This is a genomic window from Phaeobacter sp. JH204B, assembly GCF_048055755.1.
In the GTDB taxonomy this organism is placed as follows: domain Bacteria; phylum Pseudomonadota; class Alphaproteobacteria; order Rhodobacterales; family Rhodobacteraceae; genus Phaeobacter; species Phaeobacter bryozoorum.
Map to the genome: position 1 here is coordinate 279,739 of NZ_JAYMXF010000019.1, position 12,464 is coordinate 292,202.

Consider the following 12,464-nt stretch of genomic DNA (forward strand, 5'->3'; position numbering starts at 1 on the left):
AGGTTGTGAAGCGATCAAAAATGAACCCGTCACGACCACAGTCACACAGACCTCGTCGGAGGGTCAGTCTCCCGACACCATTTTGCCCGCTCGAATTGTCGCCGTCACTTTCAAATCCAGAAGGTTCTCTGAGGCCGCAATCGGATTGCCTGAGAGAACTGCAAGATCGGCGCATTTTCCCGGCTCTATTGATCCACGAATATCTTCCTGGAAGACCTGCCAGGCCGCGTCTATCGTTTGTGCCCGCAGGGCCGAGAGGACGCTGATTTTCTGGCTTTCCCCGAGCACCCGCCCGCTTGATGTGGTGCGGTTGACGGCGCAATGGGCCAGATGCAGCGGCCTGGTTGGCGTTACGGAGGCGTCATTGTGCAGGGTGTAGCGGACCCCAAATCGCTCGGCCGACGCGGCGGGGGACAGGCGGCTGGCGCGCTCGGGGCCGAGAAACGTACTGTAATGGCGATCGCCCCAGAAATGGATATGGGCCGAGAAGAAGCTGACCGTGATGCCAAGCTCAGCCATACGGCCAAGCTGGTCGTCGCGCAGGGTCTGGCCGTGAATGATCGTGTGGCGGTGATCCGCGCGCGGGGTGTCGGCCAAGGCGGCGGCCACGGCATCGATGAACATGTCGGCCCCGGCATCACCGTTGCAGTGGCAATGGATCTGGTGGCCGAGGTCATGGAGTTTCCTGACTTCGCGGCGGTGTTCCTCAGCGGCCACATAGGGCATCCCGCAGGAATGTTTCGGGTCAATTGGCCGGTGATAGGGCGCAGAGAGATAGGCGGTCTGAAGCTGGAATGCCCCATCGGTAAATAGCTTGCGCGGGCCAAGGGTGAAATGCCGATTGCCGGGCCAGTCGAGAGTGTCCCAAAGCCCCGGTTCAAGCTCTCCAATGGGCAGCAGCATCAGGTCGATACCGGGATCATTGTCTGACCCGAGCGAGGCAAAATGCTCCAGCATTACCCGCGAGGTCCAGGCGTTCTGCGCATAGGTCACGCCATGGGCGAGGTAATCGTCGCGGCAGACCGCGAAACCCTGCCAGAATCTATCGCGATTGATCAGGAAATCGGTATCGCCCATTTCGCCCATGGCGGACAGGCCTTCGATGAGACCTGTCAGCGCGCCGTCATCCCGGCGGCCATAGCGGCCGCCCAGTGGGTCCGGCGTATCGCGTGAGATGCCGCGCATTTCAAGGGCGGCGGAGTTCGCGACGCCATTGTGGCCCGAGGCATGAAGCACCCAGATGGGATGATCTGTGGACACGTCGTCCAGTTCAGCCCGGGTCGGCATCCGACCCTCGGCGATTGCGGTGTTGTCAAAAAGAACCCCCATGACCCATTCGCCTTTTGGGGTGTCGGCTGCCTTGGCACGCAGGCGGTGCAGCGCCGTTGCCATATCGATGCAGTCGCCACGTGGCGGTGACGCAAGATCGACACGGAAAAGCGCAATGAACCCCGGATCGGGAAAGTGCCCATGCGGGTCGATAAAGGCCGGGATAAGCGTCTGGCCCTGCAGGTCATGGAGCCGCGTGCCGCCGGGCATCTGGGCGCGCAGGACGGTTTCGTCGCCGACGGCACGGATCAATCCGCCTTCGGTCAGCACCGCCTCGGGCTGAGAGTTTTCGGCGTCCATCGTCAAGATGATGCCGTTGGAATAAAGCGTGGCTGTCATTGCGGGCTCGCTACGAGAGTGGCGCGAGGCAGCGCAGGCCGTGGCCTGCGGTCACCTCCCATCTGGGTGTTTGGGTGCAAATGTCCTGGGCAAAGGGGCAGCGCTCGCGGAACTCGCATCCCTTTGGCCGGTTCAGCAAACTCGGCGGTTCGCCCTTCAGCGCGATGCGTTCCAGCCGGGCGTCAGGGTCAGGTTCCGGGTTCGCGCTGAGAAGGCAGCGGGTGTAGGGATGGCGCGGGCTTTCGAATATTGCTTCGGTGGTGCCTTCTTCCACCAGCCGCCCCAGATACATGACCCCCATACGGTCGGCCACATGGCGCACGACGCTGAGGTTATGGGTGATGATCACCATGGCCAGCCCCAGCCGTTCGCGCAGTTCATTGAGCAGGTTCAGCAACTCGCCCTGCACGGAGACGTCCAATCCCGCTGTCGGTTCGTCGGCCAGGATCAACCTGGGTTCCAGCGCCAGTGCGCGGGCCACCCCGACACGCCGTGCCTGACCGCCGGACAATTGATAGGGATAGCGGTCGGCAAAATGCGCAGGCAGGTTGACCATCTCCAGCAGGCGCTTCGCCTCGGCGTGCTGATCGCGGCTCTTCATGCCCTGAATCCTGTAGGGTTCCGTGATCAGACTGCCGATGGTCAGCCGCGGAGACAGGCTTCCGACCGGATCCTGAAACATCATGGCGATGTCCTTGCGCAGGGGGCGCAGCTGCCGTTCGGGCAGGCCGCGGATTTCCCTGCCGTCGAATTTGACCGAACCGGCCTGCGCCGGGGCCAGCCCGGCAATTGCTCGAATGACGGTTGTCTTGCCCGATCCGCTTTCGCCGACAAGCGCGTAGGTTTCGCCCGGGGCCACGTCAAAGCTGACGCCAGCCAGTACATTGACCTGACCGTAGCTGGTTTGAAGGTTATCAACAGACAGAAGGCTCACGCCGTCATCTCCTCATGGTTCAGCCAACAGGCAGCCAGATGACCGTCGTCTCCCAGTCGCTCAAGTGGCGGCACGTCTGCCGCGCAGCGGGCGATTGCCTGATCGCACCGGTCGCGAAAAATGCAGCCGCCGGGCAGGTTCGCCAGATCGGGAACTTCGCCCGGAATGGTCGGCAGGACACGGGCGCGGGTCTTGATGTGGCCCGGATCACATTCGATCAGGCGGCGGGTGTAGGGATGTTTCGGGTTGTGAAAGATCTCGCGCACATCGCCGCTTTCGACGACTGCGCCCGCATACATCACCACCACCCTGTCACAGAGTTCCGCAATCACGCCCAGATGATGCGAGATGAATAGGATCGCGCAGTTCATTTCGCGCTGAAGCTCCTGCAAGCGTTCGATAATCTGTACTTCAAGCGTGGCATCCAGTGCCGTTGTGGGTTCATCGGCGATCAGCAGGTCAGGCTCGGACATCAGCGCCATGGCAATGGCGATCCGCTGGCGCATCCCGCCGGAGAATTCATGCGGGAACTGGTTCAGCCGCGCGTCGGGATCGGGAATGCCCACAGCCCCCAGCATTTTCGCGGCGGTTGCGCGTTTTGCGGCCTTGGATGCGGAGGACCGGTGCTGGATATCGACCATCTGCTGACCGACGGTCAGCACCGGGTTGTGGGTCTGCATCGGGTCCTGGAAGACGATTGAGATATCGTCGCCGCGCAGGGCGCGCATCTGACGCTCGTTGGCCTGCAACAGGTCCTGCCCCTTGAACCGCACCGCGCCCTCACGGAACCGCGTGTTCGGTGCCGTCAACCGCAGGATCGACGAGATCAGCGTCGACTTTCCGCAGCCGCTTTCGCCGACGATCCCGACGATTTCCCCTTTGCGGACGTCAAAGGTGATATCGCGCAAGGCTTTCAGGTCGCCGCGTTCGGTTTTATAGTCGACGCTGAGATGGTCGATCTCCAACAAGGTTTCGGTCATCGGTTCTTTCTCAATTTCGGGTCAACCACGTCGCGCAGGGATTCGCCGAGGAAGGTGAAGCCCAGCGTTGCGATGATGATCGGCAGGCCGCCTCCGACCACCAGCCACGGCGTTTGCCGGATCAGGGCATAGCCATCTTTCAACAATGCACCCCAGCTGGGTGTCGGCGGTTTTACCCCGAGACCGAGGAACGACAGACCGGCCTCAAGCGCGATCACCGTGGGGATGTCCATGGCAGCCAGAACCGCCAGGACGCCAATGATATTGGGCAGCAAATGGACACCCAGAATACGGGCCATGCTGGCCCCCATGGAGCGTTCGGCCAGTATGAACTCCGAGTTGCGCAATGTGAGCGTCTGCGTGCGCGCCACACGGCCATAGGTCGGGATCGAGGTCGCCATGACCACGAAAACCACAGTTTGCAGGCTGGGACCCACCAGCGCGACGACGGCCAGCGCGAACATCACGGTTGGGAATGACCGGATGGTGTCAAACAGAAGCATCAGCAGATTGTCGAGCCATTTTGGTCCGTAGCCCGCGATCATTCCCAGTGTCAGACCGATCACCATGGCCCCAAAGACCGCAGGCAAGGCGACCTTCAGCGCCACCTGTCCGCCCATGATCACGCGGCTGAAGGTATCTCGGCCCAGCTGGTCGGTGCCCAGCCAATGGCTGGCCGATGGGCCTTGCATACGGTCCTGAATATTCATGGCAATCGGATCGTAGGGCACAATCCATGGCGCGAAGATGGCGCTGAACACGATGGCCCCGACGATGATCAGCCCCATCAGGCCCAGCGGGTTCCCGGCGACGCCTTTGAGAATAATGCCGAGTTCGGAGCGCGGTTTACCCATGGTCGAGGCCGTCATGTCGAGGTCCTCGCGCGCGGGTCCAGCCAGGCGTTGACAAGGTCCGCAACGGCGGTCGAGATAACGAACAGCCCCGTTGAGATGAGCACCGAGCCCATGACGATCGGGTAGTTGCGGGTGGTGATGCTATCGATCACCAATTTGCCCAGACCGGGCCGGGCAAAGACGATCTCGGCAAAAACGGCAGCACTGAGCAGAAAGCCCATCCCGACGCCGATCACGGTGACGACCGGCAGAACGGCGATCCGCAAGGCGTAGACCATGACGATCCGTCGCTCGGAGAGACCAAAGGCGCGGGCGGTCCGGATGTGGTGTTCACCAAGCACTTCCAGCATCGAGGCACGTACAAGCCGCGCGATATACCCGACCCAACTCAGCCCGATTGCAAACGCGGGCAAAACCAGATGATCCAGCCGGTCCCAGAACCCGTCACCGACACCAATCGCCGGGAACCACTGGAGCTGCACGGCAAACAGCAAAAGCGACAAAAGCGCAACGACAAATGCGGGGGCCGCGACGAAACTCACCGACAGCACCGCGACGCTTCGGTCGATCAGGGTGTTGGGATGGGCCGCGGCATAGGCGCCAAGCCCGATGCCGAGGGCGGCAGACCAGAGGATCGACGCAAAGATCAGCTCAAGCGTGAAGGGAAGCTGTTGAAAGACAATCTGGGTGACCGAGCGGCCCGAAAACACGTCGGTGCCCAGATCGCCCTGCATCATGTTGCTGTAAAAGATCACCAGTTGCCGCCAAATCGGCTGATCCAGCGCCAGTTCGGCGGTGAGCCGGGCCTGAAGCTCCGGGGTCGCTCGCGGACCAAGCATGATCTGCACCGGATCGCCGGGGACTGCACGGATCATCAGGAACATGAGTGTTACCGCAACAAAGAGGATCAGCGCCGCAAGCGCAAACCGCCTCAGAGCAAAGTTGAACATCGATCGGGCCTTTCTGGGCGGGGTAATCACGTGCGGCCGCCCGAGGGCAGCCACACGCAGAGACGTAGGGAGGTTACGCCTTGCCGAAGTATCTGAGCAGCGAAAGCCCATCCGGGCGCAGGGCCGGAACAACACGCGAGGAATGCACGACCGGCGTTGCTTCATGGGTGATAAAGCGATAGGCGCCGCTTTCTTCCATCAGGTCCTGCGCTCGCTGATACATTGCAGCGCGTTCTGCATTGTCGGTTTCCGCAGATGCGGCGGCGTGGAGTTTGTCGAATTCGTCATTGCGGAAACGTTCCCAGTTCCAGATGCCTGCCTGTTCAGTGGTGAACCAGGCCGTTGCATAGGAGGGATCAGGCGCCATCGAGAAGCGGTTCAGCACCAGTTGCAGATCTTCGTTTTCGCCGCTCGCCCAGAACGCACCGGATTCCAGAACGTTGATTTCCAGCGTGATCCCGATTTGCGCCAGCATCGCCTGAATGACCTGAGCCATCGTCGTGTAGGTCGTCTTGTTCAGGATATCGAGCGTGAGGGAAACATTTGTCTCGCCGGATTCCGCAAGCAGTGCCATTGCCTTTTCAATGTTGGCCTGCGGCGCCACAAGACCCTGAGCACGGTTTCCTGCCAGACCCGGTGCGATGATGCCTGTCGACGGGTCCGCCGCGCCAAAATAGGAGGCCTCCAGGATTGTCGGCACGTCGATGGCATGCTGGATCGCCTGCCGCAGTTTCTGGTTCTGTAGTTTCGGATGATCCAGATTCATCCCCAGCCAGACATAGAACAGCGAGGGGTTTTCGACGAGGGTCCCGCCGTTTGGAACGCCACCACGGTAGCGCGCGACCGATCCTAGCGAGACGCGGGTCAGGTCCAGCTCGCCTGCCTCGAATGCGATCTCGGCGGTGTTTTCATCGTCGATCGGGTAGACTTCAATCGTATCCCAGGCCGGTGCGTCCCCTTTCCAGTTGGGGTTTCGCTGCAACACTGTCTTCTCCTTGGGGCTCCAGCTCGCGCGCAGATAGGGGCCGCTTTCGGCGACCGGGTCGGAGCCGATCCGCCCGCCAGTGGCCTCAACCGCGGCCTTGGACACGATGTTGCCGGTGATATAGGGCAAGGCAATAGACCAGAGCGGCGCGAAGGGCTCGTTCAGCACAATGGTGCCTTCGCGCTCGCCAGTGACCTCAACATGGCTGAGCGGTCCCATATCCGGCTTGTTCGGGCTTTCGGTGGCCTCGGCCACGATCCGTTCGAAGCTGAATTTGACATCCTCGGCTGTCATCGCGCCATGGCCGTTGGTAAAGCCGATGTCATCGCGCAGGGCGAATTTGATATGGGTCGGGTCCACCTGTTCGATCATCGACGCCGCATCAAGTTGCCAGCCCCATTCGGAGCCGGGCTTGTACTGGATCAGCTTGTTGTAAATTGCGGCGTGGATCTCCTCTTCCACAACGCCGACACTATGCGCGGGATCCATGTTCGGAGCGTCGCCATAGGCGCGGACGCGCAGGACGCCATCATCCTGGGCAAAAGCGGTCCCCGCCCAGCCCATAGGCATTGCGGCGGCCGCACCAAGCGCTGTCGCGCCTTTTAGGAAGTTTCGGCGTCCTGTTGGTGCCTTCATCCATTCGATCTTCATTGTGATCTCCCCGTTGGGTTGTTCAGAGAAGCCCGCGCGGAATGGTCCGCGACCATTCTTTTGACAGGACTTCGGTTTCATCGGGCCCTTCCGTGGCCCGCAAACTGCGGTGCAGGTAGAAATGCGTCTCGTCGCAGGACATGCGCGAATGCGTGTCGATCCGAACCTGCCAGTCGTCGCGGCGGAACTCGAACCGCCAGTCGGCCACCATCTTGGCGCTGGCGGGATCATCGGGATGGATGGAATAATGCGTCGCTACATGGCTGCCGCTGATAAGGCCGTGATAGGGATCGCGCGACATGCCGAAATCGTCAAATGCGTCGAGCGTTGTCCGTCCTTCATCGTCGGTTCCACGCCGTGACGTGCTCGACGGATCACGCAGGACATCCGCAGCCAATGTCGGAAATTTGTCTGGCGGTCCGGGGTTGGCAGGCTCCGGTTCACCAGCCACGCGGCGCTGAGGCAGTGTCAACTGGCTGCCCGCGCAGTCCAGCGTGATCGTCACAGGTTTGGGCGAGGGCCAGACGATCGGCCAGTAGGATGTCGACAGCGCCAGACGGAGGCGATGCCCCGCACGCAGCCGATGGGCACAGGCATTCAGTTCGAACTCAACCTCGTAGCGTTCGCCCGGCCCCAAAGCGTCCGGGGTTTCGTGGCTGTTGTGATGGGTCAGGTTGAAGGGCCGATAGGTGATGCGTTGCGACACGCCATCCGGCGCGACATCACAGAGCCGGGCCACCACCTGGGCAACCGGTTGATCAACACGAAACGCCAGCTTCAGACGCGGGCGCCCAACGATCTCAAGCGGCGCGTCCAGCGAAATGTCAAAGCAGGTGGAGTGCCTGTCGTCCTCGACCTGATCGCCCGGCAGCTCGTTGTCGATCCGCATCCCCGGGCAGAAATAGCCGCTGGCGGACCCGACGCTGGCAGGATTGGCAATATCGACCTCCCCGGATTTGGCTGCTGGGCACAGCGCACCATCGCCGAGAAAATAAATGCGCTCCTGAATCGTGTTCGATGGCCAGCTTTCCTCTGACACCCACCGTCCCCTGCGTGGCTGGTTCTTGCCGGACGGGTTGTCATGTTCCTGCACGAATGTTCGCAAGGCAGGCAGTGTTTCAGCCCCGTTCAACTCGCCTTTCAGCCATCGGTCGAACCATCCGATGATCTCCGAATGGGCGTCTGCGGCCTCGATCTTTGAGATATGCGGATAGCGGTGCTCCCAGGGGCCGATCAGCGCCTTGGTCGGCGAACTCAGGTTCTCAACCAGGGTAAGGGGCGTGTTGACATAAGCGTCCGCCCAGCCTGTGATTGCCAGAACCGGCACCTCGATCCGTGACCAGTCTTCGCAAACCGATCCGTGTTTCCAGAACTCATCGCGTGTGGGATGCGCCAGCCAGTCGGCGGCAAGATCAGGCAGCAGCTCCATCCGCGCGATCCAGTCATCGCGCCAGTCGGGCCGCAGGTCGGGGTCAGCAGGGCGAGACAGATAGGCAAACATCTGTGCTGCCCAATTGACGTTATCGCTGAGCAGGCAGCCGCCCATGTAGTGAATGTCATCGGCATAGCGGTCAGCCGTCGAGGCCATGGTGACAACCGCCTTCAATTCCGGCGGTCGGCGATACGCAAGCTGCAAGCCGTTGAAGCCACCCCAGCTGATCCCGATCATTCCGACGTTGCCATCACACCAGTCCTGGCCTGCGATCCATTTCAGAACCTCTTCGCCATCGCAGAGCTCCTGTTCGGAATATTCATCGTCAAAACGGCCCTGGCTGTCGCCGGTCCCGGCAATGTCGACCCGCACACAGGCATAGCCATGGGCGGCAAACACCCGATGTGTGGTTTCATCACGCGCTGCGGTTCCGTCCCGCTTGCGATAGGGGAGATACTCCAGGATCGCCGGCGCAGCCCCCGGCAGAGCGGGAAGCCAGACCCGTGCCGCCAGTTTTCGCCCGTCCGGAAGAGGGATCCACTCATTCTCTAGTGTCTTGATTTCGTTTTGCACGCCGATCACCGTTTGCGACTCACAAGCGAAAATTGGAACGAAAATCAAAAACCACCTAGTAAGCGACTGTACGCAGGTTTAAGCTTTTGTAAGCATCAATGCGTCTATGTGCGAAGGACTTGTCGCATGTCGGAAAACTTTTCGCGGAACCTGCGATCCCTCTGCGCTGACTACGGCAGCATTGCGCAGGTCTGCCGCGATATCGGCTTGAACCGTCAGCAATTCAATCGATACCTCAATGGCGGTGGAATGCCCTCGGCGCACAACCTTCGGCGCATCGCCCGGCATTTCAATATCAGCGAACAGGACCTCGACCTGGATCACCCGGCCTTCTTGGGCAGGATGAACAGATTGACGGCGCCCTCCCGCAAAAGCCCGGCGCGCGTGCTGTCCAGAATTTTCGAGAACCAGGCCGGTCCGCTGCGTCGGTACCTGGGGTTCTATCACGGCCATTTCACAACGCCGACCTGGGAAGGCAAGATCATGCGCACGCTGATCTGGCTGCGTGAACAGGACGGCTATATCGTTTCGCACACCTTCGAACGTGCCTTGAGCGATGATCAAAGCATCGTTCAACGGACGAAATATACCGGGCTTGCAGCCTATAAGGGCAATCGCATCTACCTGTTGGAAAGCGCAAACAGCGAGGATGGATTCTTGTCGGAGTCCATTCTGTTTCCCGCGCATCGCCAACAGGTCAGATATCTGAACGGGATGACAATGGGCGTCGCCACCAAACCGCGTATGGCCCCATACTCGTCGCCGACCGTCTGGAAACGGCTATCTGAAAGCACCTCGGTCCGGGATGCTCTGAAGCAAACAGGTATCTTTCGCTTCAACGACACAAGGATCGACGTAATCGTGCGCAACCAGCTGGCGGACGCGCAGGACTGAATAGGACTGCGATTTCACCGTGTCTCTTCCGGGTGAGGGCCAACTGGCAGAGAGCCGTTAACCGGCTGTCACCTGTCGACGTTTTCGACACAAAAACTGCGGTTGGTTATCGGGTGAAACCTTAGTGGGCTGCCAGTTTCGCGCCCCCTGTGGCTGTGAGTCCAATAGGGTGGGGTGCCCGCCAGCCGCCTGCCTTGAAGAAGTCCAAGGCGCCCGTTGAGTTTTTGCAGTTCATTGCGTGACAGAACGGTTGCGGCCCGCGCCCCGAAGGCTTGTTCGACAGGCATCTGATCCAATTCAGGGAGTAGGGCGTATAGTTCCAGGCGAGTTACGGCCGACATCATCTTCATAGCCATCGGCCCAGGATAGAAGCTTTCGCTCGGAATATCATTGGAGATCAGCGTCGCATGTTTGTCGAGCATAAGATGGATATACGTGACGCTCTGACGACCCCGCGCAAAAGAAGCCAATGCAGTTTCTTCAGCCAGATGCTTAGCCCGCACATAGTAGGACGCATTCGTGAGCTGATCTGTCAGCAGGACGCAGTGCTGCGGCGACACCACCAGCGCACGTGCATTGCCCAGCACGCCCGGCCTGATCCGGACCGGCGTGAGGTTCTGCGGTAGAGACGCAGTTTTAACTGCGACTTCCGACAGGGCCAGCCAGCGTATCGGCATCGGGCCGTATTCAAGAGTTGTGACCAGATCGCCGGGCTTCAGCGTTTCTATCTTGGTTTCACCGCTTGGGGTTGCGATCATCGTACCGGGCGTGAAACACGGGATGCCCATCGAATTGAGTTTCTGGGCGTTGTCCACCTGCGAACGCTGAACGCCAACCAGCGTCACCGACTCGCCGTTGACAAAGGTCAGCACCGCATCACCTGTCCCGTCGCCATTGGTGTCGCTGACGACAACATCCCAGGCATTGACCGGATTGCCATCTGCATCGACCAGATTCGAGACATCGAATTGGTCTACCGTGGTGCCATCGCCGCTGTCGGTCATGTCGAAATTCGTCACGATATCCGACCCGGCAAGATCGGACACTCCCAGGGTATCCCTGTCGCTATCGGCACCAAGGTCAATAACGTCGTCCCCGGTGCCACCCTCAATCGTGTCGGCACCGGTGCCGCCGGTGATTGTATCGGCACCCGCGCCGCCGTCGATCACGTCATTATTGTTGCCGCCGTCGAGGGAATCCGCGCCATTTCCGCCTTGAAGGGTATCCTGACCATCACCACCGGCGATACTATCGTTTCCATCGCCGCCGGTGAGGCTGTCTTTGCCCAGACCGCCGTCGATGGTGTCATCGCCCAAGCCACCGTCTATTGTGTCATCCGATAGGTTCAGGCCTGAGTCGATGATCACGTCGTTGCCGTCACCGCCCAGAATCAGATCGCTTTGGTTGCCGCCGTCAATCGTGTCCGCCCCGGCACCACCCGAGATAGTGTCGGCACCGAGTCCACCATGAAGGCTGTCATTGCCCGCGCCACCGTCGATGGTATCCTCGCCATCGCCACCGTCGATTGTATCGTTCCCGGATCCGCCGGTCACGGTGTCGTTGCCGCCGCCTGCGATAATCTCGATCCCGCCTGCGTCGTTGGTGGCGTCCACCACATCGGCTGAGTCGCCCAGGATTACGCGCTCGATTTCGGAGAAGGTGAGCGTGCTGGTGCCGTCGCTGATCGTGCCCGCGCCGGTACCGGTAAAGGTTACCGTGACCGGAACGGTGACGGCCGACAGATCAAGCGTGTCGTAATCCGTGCCGGTGGTGACCCCTTCGCCGCCGATGATCGTGTCCGCGCCAAAGTTGTCCTCGATGACAAACGTGTCAGCATCGTCGCCACCCGACATACTGTCGGCGCCAGTGCCACCGACCAGCCTGTCATTGTCAGCACCGCCTTCAAGCGTATCGTCGCCGTCGTTGCCTTCGAGCGTGTCATTGCCGCCGGTGGCAACGATGCTGTCATTGCCCGCACCACCGACCAGGCTGTCATCGCCGTCGGAGTTCATCAACGTGTCATTGCCGGAGCCACCGATCAGGGTATCGTTGCCAAGGCCGGTTGTGAGGAAGTCGTCACCATCACCGCCGTCGATCAGATCATCCCCGTCGCCGCCCGCAATCGTGTCGTTGCCGGAGCCGCCGGTCACGGTGTCATTGCCGGCCCCGGCGATAATCTCCATTCCGCCTGTGTCGCTGGTAATATCCACCACATCGGCTGAGGCGCCCAGGATCAGCCGCTCGATCTGCGAGAAGCTGAGCGTGCTTGTCCCATCGCTGATCGTGCCCGCGCCGGAGCCGGTGAAGGTCACGGTGACCGGGTTGGTCACGGCGGAGAGGTCGATGGTGTCGTAATCCGTGCCGGTGGTGACCCCTTCGCCGCCGATGATCGTGTCCGCGCCAAAGCCGTCCTCGACCACAAACGTGTCGGCATCGTCCCCGCCTGACAGGCTATCAGCGCCAGTACCGCCCGAAATCGTGTCCGCGCCCGCGCCGCCGTCCAGCAGGTTATTGGCGCCGTCGCCTGTCAGGCTGTCATTGGC

The 12,464-nt window shown here is 60.9% G+C and carries 9 protein-coding genes; 1 reads left to right on the forward strand and 8 read right to left on the reverse strand.

Translation table 11 applies throughout. The features are described from left to right. Positions 1–63: 63 nt before the first annotated feature. The 7 genes from VXL81_RS11665 to VXL81_RS11695 all read right to left on the reverse strand — a co-directional run bounded on the left by VXL81_RS11665 (position 64) and on the right by VXL81_RS11695 (position 9,027). The gene (locus VXL81_RS11665; protein WP_416554346.1) at positions 64–1,668 is read right to left on the reverse strand and encodes an amidohydrolase; all 1,605 of its coding nucleotides are present in this window, start codon (positions 1,666–1,668) and stop codon (positions 64–66) included. Between the two features lie 10 nt (positions 1,669–1,678). After that, entirely contained in the window at positions 1,679–2,602 is a 924-nt protein-coding gene (locus VXL81_RS11670; protein ID WP_416554348.1) for an oligopeptide/dipeptide ABC transporter ATP-binding protein, read from the reverse strand. Next, on the reverse strand, positions 2,599–3,582 hold the full coding sequence (locus tag VXL81_RS11675; RefSeq protein ID WP_340544472.1) for an ABC transporter ATP-binding protein: 984 nt from the start codon (positions 3,580–3,582) through the stop codon (positions 2,599–2,601). The genes VXL81_RS11670 and VXL81_RS11675 overlap by 4 nt, the downstream gene beginning before the upstream one ends. Further along, positions 3,579–4,436: an ABC transporter permease gene (locus VXL81_RS11680; protein ID WP_340546277.1), complete on the reverse strand. Its 858-nt coding sequence runs from the start codon at positions 4,434–4,436 to the stop codon at positions 3,579–3,581. Before VXL81_RS11680 ends, VXL81_RS11675 begins: the two co-directional genes overlap by 4 nt. Positions 4,437–4,447: 11 nt before the next feature. Further along, entirely contained in the window at positions 4,448–5,386 is a 939-nt protein-coding gene (locus tag VXL81_RS11685; RefSeq protein WP_416536542.1) for an ABC transporter permease, read from the reverse strand. A 73-nt stretch (positions 5,387–5,459) separates the two neighbouring features. Beyond that, positions 5,460–7,022 (reverse strand): ABC transporter substrate-binding protein, encoded by a 1,563-nt coding sequence (locus VXL81_RS11690; RefSeq protein WP_340544474.1) that lies wholly within the window; start codon positions 7,020–7,022, stop codon positions 5,460–5,462. A 22-nt stretch (positions 7,023–7,044) separates the two neighbouring features. Next, complete coding sequence (locus VXL81_RS11695; protein ID WP_416554350.1) at positions 7,045–9,027, reverse strand: CocE/NonD family hydrolase; 1,983 nt, start codon at positions 9,025–9,027, stop codon at positions 7,045–7,047. Between the two features lie 12 nt (positions 9,028–9,039). On the opposite strand from VXL81_RS11695, the gene VXL81_RS11700 reads away from it, so the two are divergent. After that, complete coding sequence (locus VXL81_RS11700; protein WP_416554352.1) at positions 9,040–9,921, forward strand: helix-turn-helix transcriptional regulator; 882 nt, start codon at positions 9,040–9,042, stop codon at positions 9,919–9,921. A gap of 68 nt (positions 9,922–9,989) precedes the next feature. On the opposite strand, the gene VXL81_RS11705 is transcribed toward VXL81_RS11700, so the two are convergent. After that, a partial coding sequence (locus VXL81_RS11705) for a Hint domain-containing protein (protein WP_416554354.1) occupies positions 9,990–12,464 on the reverse strand: 2,475 nt, incomplete at its 5' end.